This window comes from Corynebacterium faecium (genome assembly GCF_027257105.1).
Lineage (GTDB): Bacteria > Actinomycetota > Actinomycetes > Mycobacteriales > Mycobacteriaceae > Corynebacterium > Corynebacterium lehmanniae.
The window spans coordinates 170,073-185,229 of the sequence record NZ_JAPYJX010000004.1 but is presented as its reverse complement, the minus strand read 5'-3'; the positions used below and the strand labels follow the sequence as shown (position 1 = coordinate 185,229).

The window sequence follows — 15,157 nt, the reverse complement described above, 5'->3', positions numbered from 1 at the left end:
TCTGTCTAGAGGTCGTGTTTCGACAATTCGGGGTTGGTGACGAAGTCCACCAGCCGCTCAACCGCGCCGATGAGCGTGGAATCCAGGTCGCGGAACGTCCTCACCGAGGAGGACACGCGGCGCCACCCCTCCTTCGGGTCCGACCAGCCGAGGCGGCGGCACACCCCTGTTTTCCAGTCCTCGCCGTAGGGCACCTCCGGCCACGCGGGAATGCCCACGCTCGCGGGCTTCACCGCCGCCCAGATGTCGATGTAGGGGTGGCCGGTGACCAGCACGTGCGGGCCGACGTTTTCCACCAACCGGGATTCCTTCGTGCCTTCAATCAGGTGGTCCGCCAGCACGCCGATGCGACGGCCGGGACCGGGCTGGAACTCGTCGAGACGCTCCTGCAAATTGTCCAGGCCCTCGAGGTACTCCACCACCACGCCCTCGACGCGCAGGTCGTGGCCCCACACCTGCTCCACAATCGCAGCGTCATGGATACCCTCGACCCAGATACGCGACGGCATGGCCACTTTCGCCTGCGCGTTCTCCACCTTGCGCGAGCCCGAGTTGGACCGCTTCGGCCCCTCGTCGCGCGGCGCGACGTAGCGGGTCAGCGTCACCCGCTGGCCTTCCACCATGAACGCGCCGGGGAGCATCTTGAACAGGCGCTGCGTGCCGTAGCGGTCCTCCAGACGCACGAAGTCCCCGTCGTAAGTGCGCTCGAAGCCGACGACAGCGCCGACGAAGTCGTTGCCCACAATCTCCACGATGATGCCTGGCTCCGCCGGCACCTCCGGGTAAATCGGGCGCTTCGTGCGCGCGTGGCCACTGAAAATATCTCCGCTGTACCGGCTATCTCCCATAGTGCGTCCGTATTCTATCCGCCCCGTTACACTGGCCCGGATGCACACGCGCGCCGAAGTCTATTCACCCCTGCAGAATACCGCCGTTTGGCTGGCGGCCTGGCTCTACAACGTCGAATCCGCCGACGACACCGTCGACGCACTCACGGACCTTGGCGGCGCACATTCGTACGGCAGCCTGCCCATGGCGCATTTGCTTCACGACGTCCGCTCCGCCGCCGACCTTTCCACCCCCGGCCCCGCAATCAGACTCGTCCTCTGGGGCCCGGGCCAGGCGCCGCGTCTTCGGGCTGGTTCGCCCGCGATGGAGGCGCTGACCCAGGCCGGCGCCCTGGTCGTGCGCGGGACCGGCATGCACCACATCCTGGTGCCGGAGTATGCGGGTAGTGGCGTGAACTGGCGCTGGTTCGAGGACCCGGAGCCGCTGCCGGAGCCGGAGTGGCTCTCACCCGGCGAGGCCGACCAGCTGCTGTCCCGCGCGACCGACCAGGCGGCAGTCCTGATCGAGGCCGCAGGCGGGACCCGCAAGGAGCTGCCGAACCCGCGGCTGGCGGTGGGCACACTCGCGGACTTCTACGACACCCCGGGGCTTCCCGCCGGTGTCACCCCGCGCGCGGCGAAACTCTTCGCCCGCGCGGACCGGGTGGCTGCCACGATAGAGACGGTGACCGACCGCCTGGACGACCACTCCTTCGACCCGCAGCTGTTCGCGCTCTGGCGCCACGTGCGTTCCGCCCGCATGGCTGGTGTGGCCGATGCGGCGGTGGACTACCAGCGCGAGTGGGCGCGCTAGCGGCCCGGTCGTTTCACCGGGGCGCAGCAGCCTTCTTTGCACGGCGCGCCGTTGCCGGTGCAGCCCTGCACCGAGACCGAAGACAAGGTTTTAGGCTTGACTTCCGCGCCGACGGCCTCGGCGATATCGACCACCATGCCGGCGAACGCGGGCTCGAGGCCGACGGTCGGGGTGCGTGTCAGGGAAACCCCCATCTCCTCGCAAGCCTGCTTCAGTTCGGTGTCGAGGTCCCAGACCACCTCCATGTGGTCGGTGATAAATCCGATAGGCACGCAGATGAGTTGCTCCATGCCGTCGGCCTTGAGCTCCTGGGCGCGGTCCACCACGTCCGGCTCCAGCCACGGCGTTGCGGGGTTTCCGGAGCGCGATTGCCACACCACCTCGTAGCGATCTACCCCGGCCTGCTTTGCGACGAGCTCCGCCGCCTCCGCAACCTGCCTCGAGTACAGGTGCTGGTCTGCCGGCCCGCCGGAGTTCTCGTCCGCTGAGGTGGGCACGCTGTGCGCGGTGAATAGCACGCGGGTGTCGCCGGTCGCCTTCGCTACAGCCGCCTGCAGGCCCTGAGCCACGAGCTCGACGAACGTCGGGTGCCCGTAGAACTGCCACAGCTTGGTGTAGGTGATCTCCGGGGTGACCTCGCGGATGCGCTGGATGTCCTCGTCGTACTGCCGGCATGCGGAGTATCCGCCCCAGGCGCTGGTGGCGAAGACGAGGACGTTCCTGTGGCCGTCGTCAAGCACCTGCTTTGCTGCTTCATCCGCGAACGGGTGCCAGTTGCGGTTGCCAAAGTAGACGGGCAGGTCGATGCCGCGCGCCAAAAGCTCGGCCTCGATGTTGGCGATGAGCTCGCGGTTCTGCGCGTTGATGGGGCTCACGCCGCCGAAGTGGAAGTAGTGCTCGCCGACCGCCGCAAGGCGCTCGCGGGGGATGCCGCGGCCGCGCGTGACGTTCTCGAGAAAAGGAATAACCTCGTCCTCTCCCTCGGGGCCGCCGAAGGAAAGGACGAGGAGTGCGTCGTAGTCGTTGAGAGCCATGCCCTCGAGCTTATCCCGCTAGAGCAGGCGCACCGCGTTCGGAGCCATGCCGGACCAACGCACCGGAGCAATGGTGACGTTCTGGCCGGACTGCGGTGCCTCGATCATGGTGCCGTCGCCGAGGTAAATGGCCACGTGCTGGTTACCGCCCGGGCCCCAGAACAGCAGGTCGCCGCGCTGGGCCTCGCTCGCCGGGATCTGGGTGCCGCGCTGGTACTGGTAACCCGTGTAGTGCGGCAACGCCACGCCGGCGGCCGCGAACGCGTAGAGCACCAGGCCGGAGCAGTCGAAGCCGGACACCGAGCCGCCGTCGACGCCGGTAGTCGGCCCGTTGGCGTCGCCGCCGCCCCACACGTACGGGGTGCCGATAGCGGACTGTGCACGCGCGATCACGGTCTCCACCTGGGAGGAGTTCGACACCGCGGCGACAGACTTCTGTGTCTTGGCGGAGACATCAGCAGCCGTCTCAACCTCGGGCAGCACCGCGGAAAGGGTGCTTGTCGAGTCTGCAGCTTCCGTGGTGTCGGACGTTTGCTCGACCGTGCCCAGCGCGCCGTTCAGCCCGTCTGCGAAAGCGGTGATCAGCTGCGCCGTGTCCGTGGTGGAGCTGTCGAAGGAGCCGTGGTTCGCGGCAACGCCACCGACCATCGCGATGCCGGCCGCGACAGCGCCAACCTTGGCGATCGTGTCACTGTCCAGCGCCGGCAGGCCGCTCTGGGACGACAGCGCGGCGATGTCGCTGTCGGAGGACGTCTGCGCCACCGTGCGCACCGCGTCGATCACGGTCTCGCGGCTGGGCTCGGGCGCCTCCGGTGCGTCGTTGGATACGCGCTGGCGCACCAGATCCACGACCTCTTCCGGCACCTCGTAAGTGGTGTCGCCCTTGGACACGGTCAGCGTGGCCGCGTACGGGTCGGCGGCGATGGCATTGTCCGGTGCAGCCTCGGCAGACGCGCTGTCTGCGGTTTCCGGCTGCACCTGGGGCGCGTTGGTCTGAGTGTCAGGCTGGGCCTGGTCGGGCTGGGCTTGCTCGGACTTGGCCGGGCGCTGCTGCTCCAGGTCCTTCTGCGCGCTATCGAGCTGGGACTGGGCGGCGTCGCGCTCAGCGACGGAGGCTTCGAGCGCGGCGCGGTTTGCGTCGAGAAGCTCGCGCGCGTTTGCCTCGGCCTGCTTCGCCTCGGCCTCGGAAGCGTCGGCGAGCTCGCTCGCCTCGCGCAGCGTGGCCTCCTCATTCGCCGCCTCGGCACGCGCCTGCTCCGCCTCGGCGAGCTTGGCGCGCTTCTCCTCCGAGCGCTGGCGCAGGAAGAACGAGCGGTCGAGCACGTCGCGCTGCGTGTCCTTGCCGCTGACGGCGACGAGCGCATCGCTCGGGCTCGCGCCGCGGTACTGCGAACGGCTCAGCTCGTCGAGTTCGGCGCGCAGGACGTCGACACGCTCTTGAGCCTCGTTGAGACGGCGCTTCGCCTCGTCCTTGCCGCGGCGGGCCTGCTCGGCCTTAACCTGCGCATCGTGCAGATCCACCAGTGACTGGTTGACGGACTCCTGCAGGCCGCCGAGATCGAGGTTGAGCGCGTCGACGTTGGCCTGCGCGCGGGACACTGCGGTCACGAGCTCGCCCATTGCGGAGGTGGAACTCTGGCCGTTGGCGGCCGGGCTGACTAGGCCCGCCGCCATCGAGATGGTTGCGGCACACGCGGCGGCGCCGAGCACATTTCGCGCACGGCCAAACCGGGTGCCCCTTTGTGGATTAGCCACGAAGGTGCTCCTCACACCGCCCGTCGCGCACACTTCAGCCGCACTCGGGCGATCAAGAAAACCCGAGGCTTCAAAGCGCAGGCGAAAACCGTGACTAGCGGTTCCACGAGCGGTCTAGATGTTGACTACTGACGCGGCAGCGCGAATCGCAGCTGGCACAGCTCTGCCCTGGAACCTGGTACTCGGCGTGCTTCCCCACATGCCCGAACCTTCGCGGGCGCTTGACTAGAGCGCCCTATCGGTGCCATTGCGTTGCGTGTGACAACCATCGACCCGCGAGCCGATACGGGAACCATACGTCAAGGCAACAAACTTGTATCCCTTTTGTTACAAACAATCTCGCGAGTCAAGGCTATTCACATGATTCACACCCGTCTCACCAGCACAAACCTGGGCGCGAGAGCGTTACGTGACGTTCGTCACATTGCCGGGCTCACGCTCGTAAGAGTTGACAAAACTGATGAAAACGTGGAATCTGACCTGCGGGTTTCCGGGGTGTGCGTCAACTTTTGCGAGCGAGCGCGTCAAGGCAGCAAGCTTGTCGACGACTACCCGCGGCGGGCGGAGAACGCAGCCGCCGCAGCTACCGCGGCAAGGACGACGAGCACGGCCGCGACCACCAGCAGCCAGTTCACTGAGAACAAATTGGCAGCGTCGGCAAAGGCGTGGACGCCGGCGACGTAGTCCGGTTCGGCGGCCATCGCCCGCTCCCCGCGCTCCACCTGTGCGCGGTTCAAGGAGTCGCTCACCCCGACAGCGACCTGCGGGGTGCGCACCAGCACTGTGTCGAGACCGGTTTCGGCGGCGGCGTCCTGCGCCAGGTCGCGAAGGTCCGCGAGCACCGGCGGGGTCTGCTCGAGCACGATCATGCCCGCCGGGTCGAGGTTGGCCTCGGCGAGAGCGTCTTCCAGTGCCGGACCTAGCTCCGCGTTGACCGGGTTATCGGTGCCGAACGCTACTGAGGATGAGGCGAGCTGAGAGACAAGTTCCTCCAGTGTGGCTTCTGACTGCATCGGCCTTGCTCCTCGGGTTCCCGGGCGATCTATACGGTCGGTTTTGCAGTGTAACGGTGGGGGCCGGAGGTGCGTCGGTAAGCGCAATGCGAAAACATAACGGGCGTACTGTTAATATGGGCGCGGAACTATGGAAGGTCGCATAAACTGGTGGCTTGACCATAGGGTCGCTAACCCCTGATTTGATACGACGAGAATTGGAGCTCACCGTGGCAGAAAGCAAGAACTCGTTCGGTGCCAAGAAGACGCTCGAGGTCGGCGGAAAGTCCTACGACTACTTCGCACTCGACGCCGTCGAAGGCATGGAGAAACTCCCCTACTCCCTAAAGGTGCTGGGCGAGAACCTCCTGCGCACCGAGGACGGCAAGAACGTCACCGAGGACCACATCAAGGCCATCGCGAACTGGGACCCCTCGGCAGAGCCGAGCGTGGAAATCCAGTTCACCCCGGCCCGCGTCCTCATGCAGGACTTCACCGGCGTGCCGTGCGTGGTCGACCTTGCAACCATGCGTGAGGCCGTGAGCACCCTCGGCGGCAACCCGGACCAGGTCAACCCGCTGAACCCGGCCGAGATGGTCATCGACCACTCCGTGATCATTGAGGCATTCGGCTCCGAGAACGCCATCGACAAGAACGTCGAGATCGAGTACCAGCGCAACGAGGAGCGCTACCAGTTCCTGCGCTGGGGCGCAGAGAACTTCTCCAACTTCCGCGTCGTCCCGCCGGGAACCGGCATTGTCCACCAGGTCAACATCGAGTACCTCTCCCGCGTCGTCTTCGACAACGAGGGCCTGGCATACCCGGATACCTGCATCGGCACCGACTCCCACACCACCATGGAAAACGGCCTGGGCATCCTGGGCTGGGGCGTCGGCGGCATCGAGGCTGAGGCCGCGATGCTCGGCCAGCCGGTCTCCATGCTCATCCCGCGCGTTGTGGGCTTCAAGCTCACCGGCGAGATCCCGACCGGCGTGACCGCAACCGACGTTGTGCTCACCATCACCGAGATGCTGCGCGAGCACGGTGTGGTGCAGAAGTTCGTCGAGTTCTACGGCAACGGCGTCAAGGAAATCCCGCTGGCGAACCGCGCCACCATCGGCAACATGTCCCCGGAGTTCGGCTCCACCTGCGCGATCTTCCCGATCGACGAGGAGACCATCAACTACCTGCACCTGACCGGTCGCTCCCAGGAGGACATCGACCGCGTCGAGGCGTACGCCAAGGCGCAGGGCATGTGGCTGGAGCAGGACGCGGAGGAGGCCGAGTACTCCGAGTACCTCGAGCTGGACCTGTCCACCGTCGTCCCGTCCATCGCCGGCCCGAAGCGTCCGCAGGACCGCATCCTGCTGTCCGAGTCCAAGGACACCTTCCGCAAGCAGCTGCCGGACTACAACACCGCAGGCGAAGGCGTTGAAGAGCCGGTTCGCGCCGAGAAGGTCGACGCTGTCTCCTACAACGAGTCCTGGGCCGCCAACGGCGAGTCCGCCGCTGAGGGTGCAGAGGGCCGCGCGTCCAAGCCGGTCATCGTCGAGTCCCCGAAGGGCGGCGAGTACACCCTGGACCACGGCTTCGTGGCCATCGCCGCTGTGACCTCCTGCACCAACACCTCCAACCCGTCCGTCATGGTCGGCGCTGCCCTGCTGGCACGCAAGGCCGCTGAGAAGGGCCTGAAGGCCAAGCCGTGGGTCAAGACCATCATGGCTCCGGGCTCCCAGGTCGTGGACGGCTACTACGAGCGCGCTGACCTGTGGAAGGACCTGGAGGCCGTCGGCTTCTACCTTTCCGGCTTCGGCTGCGCATCCTGCATCGGCAACTCCGGCCCGCTGCCGGCCGAGGTTTCCGACGCCGTCAACGAGTTCGACCTCACCGCAACCGCCGTGCTGTCCGGCAACCGCAACTTCGAGGGCCGCATCTCCCCGGACGTGAAGATGAACTACCTCGCGTCCCCGCTGCTGGTCATCGCCTACGCCATCGCCGGCACCATGGACTTCGACTTCGAGACCCAGCCGCTGGGCCAGGACACCGACGGCAACGACGTTTTCCTCAAGGACGTCTGGCCGTCCACCGAAGAGATCGAAGAGACCATCGCAGGCACCATCTCCCGCGAGATGTACGAGGCCGACTACGCCGACGTGTTCAAGGGCGACGAGCAGTGGCAGGGTCTGGACATCCCGACCGGCAAGACCTTCGACTGGAACGAGGACTCCACCTACATCCGCAAGGCGCCGTACTTCGACGGCATGCCGGAGGAGCCGGAGGCAGTCCAGGACATCGAGGGCGCACGCGTGCTGGCCAAGCTGGGCGACTCGGTGACCACCGACCACATCTCGCCGGCTTCCTCCATCAAGCCGGGCACCCCGGCCGCGAACTACCTGGACGCCAACGGTGTCGAGCGCAAGGACTACAACTCCTTCGGCTCCCGCCGCGGCAACCACGAGGTCATGGTCCGCGGCACCTTCGCCAACATCCGCCTGCGCAACCAGCTGGTGGACGAGCAGGGCGGCTACACGCGCGACTTCACCCAGGAGGGCGCACCGCAGGCCTACATCTACGACGCCGCGATGAACTACGCCGAGAAGAACATCCCGCTGGTGGTCATCGCCGGCAAGGAGTACGGCACCGGTTCCTCCCGCGACTGGGCTGCGAAGGGCACCAACCTGCTGGGTGTCAAGGCCGTCATCGCCGAGTCCTTCGAGCGCATCCACCGCTCGAACCTCATCGGCATGGGCGTGCTGCCGCTGCAGTTCCCGGAGGGCCAGTCCCACGAGTCCCTGGGCCTGGACGGCACCGAGACCTTCACCCTGACCGGCATCACCGAGTTCAACAACGGTGAGATCCCGGCGACGGTCCACGTCAAGGCTGAGAAGGACGGCGCCGACGCTGTCGAGTTCGACGCAGTGGTGCGCGTGGATACGCCGGGTGAGGCGGAGTACTTCCGCCACGGCGGCATCCTGCAGTACGTGCTGCGCCAGATGGTCAAGAGCTAACACTCTTTCGGCCGTCGCTTAAGGGGCCCCGCACGCCGCGGGGCCCCTTCCCCATTTTTCTGACCCCTACCTGGAGCCCGAAGGAGCCCCCTCATGCCGATTGTCAGCGACGAAGAGCTGCAGCGCCGCCGCGGCGAGATCATCGACGCCGCACGCGTCTGCTTCGCACACTACGGCTACGAGGGGGCCACCGTGGCCCGCCTGGAAGAGGCCACTGGCAAGACCCGGGGCGCGATCTTCCACCACTTCGGCGACAAGGAAACACTGTTTCTCGCCATCGCCGAGGCGGACGCAGAAAGACAGGCCCAGGTGGTCAGCGAACGTGGTTTGGTGGAGGTCATGCGCGGCATGCTCGTGGACCGCAGCTCCAACGACTGGTTCACCACCCGCGCCGAGATCCTGCGCAAGCTGCGCACCGACCCCGAATTCGAGGCGCGTTGGCGCGAGCACCAGGAGGTGCTTGACCGTGCGGTCCGCGAGCGCTTGGAGTCCAACAAGCAGATGCGTGACGACGTCCCCGTCGCCGTGGTCCAGACCTACCTGGAGACAGTGCTCGAGGGCTTCATCACCAAGCTCGCCTCCGGCGAGCCAGTGGAGCGGCTCGAGGAAATGCTCGACGTGGTAGAGCAGTCAGTCCGCGGGTAGTTCCAAAAAATAGACTAAGCGGTATAGAATTGCCGCTATGCCAAAGCTGCTTTTCCTCTCCCTTCGCAACGGCGAAATTGGGCCGGACGTCGCCCACGCCGAGTACCACGACGCCCTGCGCGCCACGGGCTTGAGCGAAGTGGACATGGAACTGCGCGTCATCGACTCCCCCGACTCCGAGCTCGGCCCCCTCGACCCGGTCAGCGGCATCATCGTCGGCGGCTGCTCGCTGAACGTGACCAACCCCGAGCGCGACGCGTGGCACAAGCGTATCGACGCCATCCTGTCCGCCGCCGTCGACTCCGACAAGCCTGTCTTCTTCGTCTGCTTCGGCATCTCCTGGCTGGTGGACCACCTCGGCGGCGAGGTCGGACGCACCCACCCTGAGCCGTCCGGCCCGACCACCGTGAACGTGGTGGCGGAAGACGAGCTCGCCGGGCCCAACGGCACGTTTACCGCGCTGACGGGGCACACCGAGAACCCGGTGCGCGTGCCCGATTCCCTCACCGTCGTGGCCACCGGGCCCGACGGGATGGTGCAGATAGTGCGCTACACCGACCGGGTCTGGGCCACCCAGTTCCACGCCGAGATGGACGCCGACGCCATGCGCACCCGCATGGACTTCTTCCACGACTACGGCTACTTCCCCGCCGAGGAGTACGCCCGCATCGTCGCCGACCTGCCCAACCACGACGTAAGCCGGGCGAACGGGCTGCTGCGCACCTTCGCCCGGCTCTGCACCGAGGGCCGGTTCGACTAAATCTCGGCGACCTTCGCCTCGCCGCCCTCAAAGTCGAGCGGGTTGCGGTCGAACTGCTTGCCGCGGCCGACCGACTCGACGATCACATCTGCCACAAGCTCGCGTGGGGTTTCTGACGAGGGGTCCCTTTGGTCGTCGAGAAGCGCGATGCCCTCCGACGGATCATCCGTGAGGCGGGTGGGGCCGAGGATCTGATACGGCAGGTCAGAGGCGAGCAGCCGCTTGTCGACGGCCTTCTTCGCCTCGACGTAGGCGTACCACGCCCCGCCGTCGTCCTCCGTGGTGGCCTCGGCGGCGCCGGCATAGGAGACCATGACGGTAAACGGTGCGAACTCGCCGAGCTCCTCGAGCGCGTCGATCATCGCCATCGCCGCGTCGCGGTCCACGGCAAAGGTGCGCTCGGCGGAGCCGCCGCCGGCACCCGCGGACCACACGACCACGTCGAACGGGGTGAGCAGGCGCGCCCAGTCCTCCTCATCGAGGGTGGTGAGGTCGCGGACGATGGCGGTCGCACCATCGTCGACAAGCTGCTGCACATGGTCCGGGTTGCGCACGAGGGCGCTGACGCTGTGGCCAGCTTTGACGAGCTTAGGGACGGAGTGGCGCGAGACGTTGCCGCCCGCGCCGAGAACAAGAACGTGTTGAGTTTGCTTAGGTGTTTCCATAACCCCCACCGTAACGCTATTTCTGCGCCTATACTTTGCGCATGCACGCAATTATTACGACCACTGGTAAAGACCGCCCCGGCGTCATCGCCGCAGTTGCCAAAACCGCCGCTGACGAGGGACTGAACATCCTCGACGTCTCCCAGACCATCATGGACGACTTTTTCACCATGATCATGCGCGTCGCACTTCCCGAGGGCGAGGTGGACATGGGGGCGCTGCAGGAGGCGTTCGACGCCGCCGGTAAGCCGCTCGGCATGGTCGTGCGCATCCAGTCCGAGGCCCTGTTCAGCGCCATCAACGACATCTAAGGGGCGGCTATGAATTTCGAGTTTTCAGACGCGCGGTTCCTCGACGTCATCCGCATGATCGAGGACTACCGCCTGGACATCCGCACCGTGACGATGGGCATTTCGCTCATCGGCTGCACCCGCCCCACGATGGAAGCCACCGCGCAGGCGGTGTACGACCGCGTGATGGAACGCGCGCGTGACCTGGTGCCGGTGTGCGAGGGCATCGAGCGCGAGCTGGGCATCCCGATCGTGAACAAGCGCATCTCCGTCACCCCCGTCGCGCTGGTGGCGGCGGGCGCGGACGGCAACCCGGTGGAGATTGCCCGCGCCCTGGACCGCGCGGCCGGCGAGCTCGGCGTCAACTTCGTCGGCGGCTACTCCGCGCTGGTGGAAAAAGGCGGCACGACCGCGGACAAGAAGCTGATTTACTCCATTCCGGAGGCGCTGAGCGTCACCGATAACGTGTGCGGGTCGGTCAACGTGGCGTCGTCACGCGCCGGCATCAACATGAACGCCGTGGCCAAGATGGGTGAGATTGTGAAGGAGGCCGCGGAGGCGACCGCGGACCGCTCCTCCATCGCCTGCGCAAAGCTGGTCGTCTTCGCCAACGCCGTGGGCGACAACCCGTTCATGGCCGGCGCGTTCCACGGCATTGAGGAGCCGGACACGGTGATTTCGGTCGGTGTGTCGGGCCCCGGCGTCGTCGACAATGCGATCGCTCCGCTCAAGGGGGCGAGCCTGAACGAGGTCGCCGAGGAGATTAAGAAGGCTGCGTTTAAGATCACCCGCGCGGGCCAGCTCGTGGGCACGCTGGCGGCGGAACGTCTCGGCGTGCCGTTCGGTATCGTCGACCTCTCCCTCGCGCCGACTGCGGAGATGGGCGACTCGGTGGCGCACGTGCTCGAGCGCATGGGCCTAGACCAGGTGGGCACGCACGGCACGACCGCCGCGTTGGCGCTGCTCAACGACGCCGTGAAGAAGGGCGGCATGATGGCTTGCTCCCGCGTGGGTGGCTTGTCCGGCTCCTTCATCCCGGTCTCCGAGGACAAGGGCATGATCGACGCTGTTCACAGCGGCGCCATCTCCATGGACAAGCTCGAGGCGATGACTTCGATCTGTTCCGTCGGCTTCGACATGATCGCCATCCCCGGCGACACTTCAGCCGAGCCCATCGCGGGCATGATCGCCGACGAAGCCGCGATCGGCGTGATGAACCACAAGACCACCGCCTCGCGCCTCATCCCGGTACCCGGCACCAAGCCTGGCGACGAGGTGAACTTCGGCGGCCTGCTCGGCTACGCGCCCGTCATCCCGGTAAACACCGTGGGCAACGACGAGTTCATCCACCGTGGCGGGTTCATCCCCGCGCCGGTGCACGGGTTCAGGAACTAGCGCTTCTTCCCTACCGCGAACCAGGCGACCCAGCCCAGGGTGTTGACAGCGCCAATCACCGGGGTCCACAGCCACTTCGGTCCCCGGACACGCTTGGAGTTGGTGCGTGCGAGGTCGCGCAGCGCAAAGGCTTTGCCGGCGGTGTCGATGGTGGCGAGCACGCCGGCGATTGTTTTCTGATCGGAGGACAGGCCGTTCCACGCGTCGCGGATGGTGTCGATGATCTCGTTGTTTCTTGCCATATTTCGAGTGTAGCGGGCTGCTTTCGGGGCCCACGTTTCGTCCGTCGATAAGCAAGATGCTCACTATAGTGGACAAATCCTTGTGTGGTTTGGGTTTCGGTTTGTACGTTTGATGCAACGAAATTTCCGAACCAAAGGGGTTAGAAAATGGGGCGCCACAAGCTTCTGCACGTCATCACCGAACGCGTCAATTGCGAACCAAGAGGAATAACAGTCGAATCAAACATCATGCAGTTCGAGTGGATTCTCGGCGAGATCTTTACGCACAAAATCGACACAAACGATCCGTCCCGGGGCTTGGGACAGGCGCTGACTTGGGTGTTCCACTGGAACTCGACGCCACCCAATACGGATGTCACCGGCGAACTCCTTGAGGTTGAAAGCGGGGAATACCTGACACTCGACTACGCCCGGGGTGAGGTGGCGTTGCAGCTGGATGGGGCGCCGAAGATGCGCTGCGCGCTGACGCCGGAAGCCGTTCACCCCCTGTTTCAGACAGTCTGGGCCCACACTGAGCCCGACCCGTACGGCGAGACTCCGAAGTTTCCGAAGCGGTCGCTGGTGCGGCTGGTTTGCGAACGAAGCGGAGAGGTCAGCTCCGGCATCGACGTCTTTTACCCCATTTGCGGCGAGGAACGGATTAGGAGTTTTCTTCCCCGGATTCTTTGGGGTCAGACAGTCGATTCCCTCCTCTCCGATCTCTGGCTTGTTGGAGAGCTAGACGCCCTGGTGCAGCCGTTTCAGGACCAGGTAATTGGCGACGAGTATTCCGCGACGACCCCACCGCCGCGCGAGGTAGATTGCCCGATGCTGACCGTCGATGTGCCCAACGAGTCCGTTCGGTTGAGCACATCCGACGGTGGGTTGGTCATGGTGACGGACTTCACGGACGAGGCTATAGAGCGCGTGCAGGCAGAGTTCGAACGGTTAGTGGATCCCTCGGCGCGGCCTCGTGTGCTTGCAGGTTCACATCCCGACTATGAGCTCTGGGCCGGCGATTCACCGTTCTAGAAATGTGATCCTGATTACAGTTTCTTAACCTATGTTTGCCGAACTGGACATAGAGGGGGTTTATGTCGACGCGGTTTGTATGTTGATCGTAAACGTATTCGATTAAAGGGTTGCGAAGGAGGGCGAAATGGCGACTGACCTGCGGAAGCACGTCGACACGATCACCCATGCCCTCCTTGCTATGAAAGACCTTTGTGCGGACCCTGAAGCAGTTTCGTTCGAGGAGGTCCACGAGGACTTCGAGCGCCTCGAGGCTGCGTTTAATGTCAAGGCGACACTCGATGCACTGTTCGCCTACGTGTGCGAGCGTGACGACGCCGGGCGCGTCGTCGGCTCGAAGCACGCCAATCAGTACTTGCAGAAGAAGCTGGGGCTTGAACCTAAAGACGCATACGACCGTCTCGCCCGGGGCCGGGATTACTACGGCGAGCCCGAGGTCGAGGATGAACCCGAATCCGACCTCTTCGATGCTGGCTTTGACGATAGTCCCGCGGATCCGGCGGCGGAGGAAGCGGCTCGCGAGGCCTCCCGGGCTGCTGCCCGCGAGGAGGCGCGGCGCAAGCAAGAGGAGGCCCGCCGTGCCGCCGAGCGTGTGAACGCCGAGAAGCAGCGCGTGATCCGCCAGGAGCTGGACAAACTTGTTCCGGCTGCGAAGGGGGCGCGTGCCCGTCTACAAGCAGATGCGCTCGCGGAGGCGCCTAAACGGACAGTGAAGGATCTGCGCGCCACAGTACGACGCTGGGTGGAGCGGGAGAACCGCAAGCACGTCGACCCCACAAACCCGAACGCCGGCATGGAAAACCGTGGACTGCACATCGGTGCCCAGCGCGGGGACGGGACGTGCCCGATAACCATCGATGCCGTGGCCTCCGATTCGGCCCTGTTTAAGGCGCTGACCGACAAGGGGTTGGCACCCAACTCGAACCTGCCCGAGGGTGTGGAGGATTACCGCACGCCCTCGCAACGCTTGTACGACCAGTTCTCGGAGATACTCAAGCATTACGACGGCTGCGAGAAACCGACCGGCGGCGGCTGCGCGTCCGTGGTTGTATCGGTGACATTAGACGAGCTGGCGGAGGCCGATCCGACCACGAAGTTCGCCACCAACACCGGCATCGAGCTCGACGCCTTCGACCTCGTGCGTTTGGGCATGGATGGAACGTCCGACTTCGTGCTGACTGTCGACGACGCAACGTCGTTGCCGTTGAACCTCTACCGGACGCGGCGATTGGCGTCACTGGCGCAGCGGATCACGTTGCTGGCGGTGCAGGGCGTGTGCGCCTGGACCGGCTGCACCGCGCCACTGACCGAAACCGAGATCCACCGCATCACGTCGTGGCTGCAGGGAGGCGACACCAATATCGACAACCTCACAGCGCTGTGCCGGACCCACCACCGCTGCAACAACGACTTCAAAGACCACAGAAACAACACCAGTCACATGGATGTGGACCCAGCGACGGGTCGGGCCGGGGTGAAGGAACCCGAGTGTGCAACGCTGCAGTTCAACCACGCGGACTCGGCCGAGCATTCAGCGGTGAACAGGTTACGGAAGAGACACCGGCAGCGCGATCGGGCAACCGTGCCCGATCCGGGTGGCGCTTCGGCCCCACCGGAACCTCGAGTACCACCAGAACCGCCGGATCCACCTCCCCCACGGGAGCCGGTGGAGCCCCCGCCCTGGGCGAAGGGGCAAGACCCGTACCCGCCGTTCTAGAT

The 15,157-nt window shown here is 65.3% G+C and carries 14 protein-coding genes; 8 read left to right on the top strand and 6 right to left on the bottom strand.

Annotation, left to right across the window (positions count from 1 at the left end; translation table 11 throughout):
• Positions 1 to 5: 5 nt before the first annotated feature.
• On the bottom strand, positions 6 to 848 hold the full coding sequence (locus O5O53_RS05835; RefSeq protein ID WP_269509844.1) for a DUF3097 domain-containing protein: 843 nt from the start codon (positions 846 to 848) through the stop codon (positions 6 to 8).
• A 40-nt stretch (positions 849 to 888) separates the two neighbouring features.
• Between O5O53_RS05835 and O5O53_RS05830 the strand changes: the two genes are divergently transcribed.
• Positions 889 to 1,641 carry an Rv1486c family protein gene (locus tag O5O53_RS05830; RefSeq protein WP_181195010.1) on the top strand — a complete coding sequence of 251 codons (753 nt, stop codon included), beginning with the start codon at positions 889 to 891 and terminating at the stop codon, positions 1,639 to 1,641.
• On the opposite strand, the gene O5O53_RS05825 is transcribed toward O5O53_RS05830, so the two are convergent.
• The 3 genes from O5O53_RS05825 to O5O53_RS05815 form a co-directional block, all read right to left on the bottom strand.
• Positions 1,638 to 2,675, bottom strand: a complete 1,038-nt coding sequence (locus O5O53_RS05825; protein WP_269509842.1) for a ferrochelatase — start codon at positions 2,673 to 2,675, stop codon at positions 1,638 to 1,640. The genes O5O53_RS05830 and O5O53_RS05825 overlap by 4 nt on opposite strands.
• 18 nt (positions 2,676 to 2,693) lie before the next feature.
• On the bottom strand, positions 2,694 to 4,430 hold the full coding sequence (locus tag O5O53_RS05820; protein WP_269509839.1) for a DIP1281 family NlpC/P60 protein: 1,737 nt from the start codon (positions 4,428 to 4,430) through the stop codon (positions 2,694 to 2,696).
• 548 nt (positions 4,431 to 4,978) lie between these two features.
• The gene (locus O5O53_RS05815) at positions 4,979 to 5,443 is read right to left on the bottom strand and encodes an Rv1476 family membrane protein (RefSeq protein ID WP_269509836.1); all 465 of its coding nucleotides are present in this window, start codon (positions 5,441 to 5,443) and stop codon (positions 4,979 to 4,981) included.
• A 209-nt stretch (positions 5,444 to 5,652) separates the two neighbouring features.
• Here O5O53_RS05815 and acnA point away from each other — a divergent pair, with 209 nt between their 5' ends.
• The 3 genes from acnA (at position 5,653) to O5O53_RS05800 (ending at position 9,835) form a co-directional block, all read left to right on the top strand.
• A complete protein-coding gene (gene acnA, locus O5O53_RS05810) occupies positions 5,653 to 8,430 on the top strand; it encodes an aconitate hydratase AcnA (protein ID WP_269509833.1) in 2,778 nt (925 codons plus the stop codon).
• 93 nt (positions 8,431 to 8,523) lie between these two features.
• On the top strand, positions 8,524 to 9,075 hold the full coding sequence (locus O5O53_RS05805) for a TetR/AcrR family transcriptional regulator (protein ID WP_239355782.1): 552 nt from the start codon (positions 8,524 to 8,526) through the stop codon (positions 9,073 to 9,075).
• A 37-nt stretch (positions 9,076 to 9,112) separates the two neighbouring features.
• Positions 9,113 to 9,835 carry a glutamine amidotransferase-related protein gene (locus O5O53_RS05800; protein WP_269509830.1) on the top strand — a complete coding sequence of 241 codons (723 nt, stop codon included), beginning with the start codon at positions 9,113 to 9,115 and terminating at the stop codon, positions 9,833 to 9,835.
• On the opposite strand, the gene O5O53_RS05795 is transcribed toward O5O53_RS05800, so the two are convergent.
• Positions 9,832 to 10,500 carry an NAD(P)H-binding protein gene (locus tag O5O53_RS05795; protein WP_269509827.1) on the bottom strand — a complete coding sequence of 223 codons (669 nt, stop codon included), beginning with the start codon at positions 10,498 to 10,500 and terminating at the stop codon, positions 9,832 to 9,834. The genes O5O53_RS05800 and O5O53_RS05795 overlap by 4 nt on opposite strands.
• 41 nt (positions 10,501 to 10,541) lie before the next feature.
• Here O5O53_RS05795 and O5O53_RS05790 point away from each other — a divergent pair, with 41 nt between their 5' ends.
• Together O5O53_RS05790 and O5O53_RS05785 are read left to right on the top strand one after the other, a co-directional pair.
• On the top strand, positions 10,542 to 10,811 hold the full coding sequence (locus O5O53_RS05790) for an ACT domain-containing protein (RefSeq protein ID WP_070473941.1): 270 nt from the start codon (positions 10,542 to 10,544) through the stop codon (positions 10,809 to 10,811).
• Positions 10,812 to 10,820: 9 nt separating this feature from the next.
• The gene (locus O5O53_RS05785) at positions 10,821 to 12,185 is read left to right on the top strand and encodes a PFL family protein (protein ID WP_269509824.1); all 1,365 of its coding nucleotides are present in this window, start codon (positions 10,821 to 10,823) and stop codon (positions 12,183 to 12,185) included.
• Here the strand turns inward: O5O53_RS05785 and O5O53_RS05780 are convergent.
• The gene (locus O5O53_RS05780; RefSeq protein ID WP_085958532.1) at positions 12,182 to 12,427 is read right to left on the bottom strand and encodes a PLDc N-terminal domain-containing protein; all 246 of its coding nucleotides are present in this window, start codon (positions 12,425 to 12,427) and stop codon (positions 12,182 to 12,184) included. The two genes, O5O53_RS05785 and O5O53_RS05780, sit on opposite strands and share 4 nt — an antisense overlap.
• 147 nt (positions 12,428 to 12,574) lie before the next feature.
• Here O5O53_RS05780 and O5O53_RS05775 point away from each other — a divergent pair, with 147 nt between their 5' ends.
• Both O5O53_RS05775 and O5O53_RS05770 read left to right on the top strand, forming a co-directional pair.
• Positions 12,575 to 13,438 (top strand): hypothetical protein, encoded by an 864-nt coding sequence (locus O5O53_RS05775; protein WP_269509821.1) that lies wholly within the window; start codon positions 12,575 to 12,577, stop codon positions 13,436 to 13,438.
• A 127-nt stretch (positions 13,439 to 13,565) separates the two neighbouring features.
• A complete protein-coding gene (locus tag O5O53_RS05770; RefSeq protein ID WP_269509819.1) occupies positions 13,566 to 15,155 on the top strand; it encodes an HNH endonuclease signature motif containing protein in 1,590 nt (529 codons plus the stop codon).
• Positions 15,156 to 15,157: the final 2 nt, after the last annotated feature.

Coding starts and splice junctions, on each gene's coding strand:
- O5O53_RS05790 (WP_070473941.1), top strand. CDS start 10,542: ATGCACGCAATTATTACGACCACTGGTAAAGACCGCCCCGGCGTCATC.
- O5O53_RS05785 (WP_269509824.1), top strand. CDS start 10,821: ATGAATTTCGAGTTTTCAGACGCGCGGTTCCTCGACGTCATCCGCATG.
- O5O53_RS05805 (WP_239355782.1), top strand. CDS start 8,524: ATGCCGATTGTCAGCGACGAAGAGCTGCAGCGCCGCCGCGGCGAGATC.
- O5O53_RS05775 (WP_269509821.1), top strand. CDS start 12,575: ATGGGGCGCCACAAGCTTCTGCACGTCATCACCGAACGCGTCAATTGC.
- O5O53_RS05795 (WP_269509827.1), bottom strand. CDS start 10,500: ATGGAAACACCTAAGCAAACTCAACACGTTCTTGTTCTCGGCGCGGGC.
- O5O53_RS05825 (WP_269509842.1), bottom strand. CDS start 2,675: ATGGCTCTCAACGACTACGACGCACTCCTCGTCCTTTCCTTCGGCGGC.
- O5O53_RS05835 (WP_269509844.1), bottom strand. CDS start 848: ATGGGAGATAGCCGGTACAGCGGAGATATTTTCAGTGGCCACGCGCGC.
- O5O53_RS05770 (WP_269509819.1), top strand. CDS start 13,566: ATGGCGACTGACCTGCGGAAGCACGTCGACACGATCACCCATGCCCTC.
- O5O53_RS05800 (WP_269509830.1), top strand. CDS start 9,113: ATGCCAAAGCTGCTTTTCCTCTCCCTTCGCAACGGCGAAATTGGGCCG.
- O5O53_RS05780 (WP_085958532.1), bottom strand. CDS start 12,427: ATGGCAAGAAACAACGAGATCATCGACACCATCCGCGACGCGTGGAAC.
- O5O53_RS05830 (WP_181195010.1), top strand. CDS start 889: ATGCACACGCGCGCCGAAGTCTATTCACCCCTGCAGAATACCGCCGTT.
- O5O53_RS05815 (WP_269509836.1), bottom strand. CDS start 5,443: ATGCAGTCAGAAGCCACACTGGAGGAACTTGTCTCTCAGCTCGCCTCA.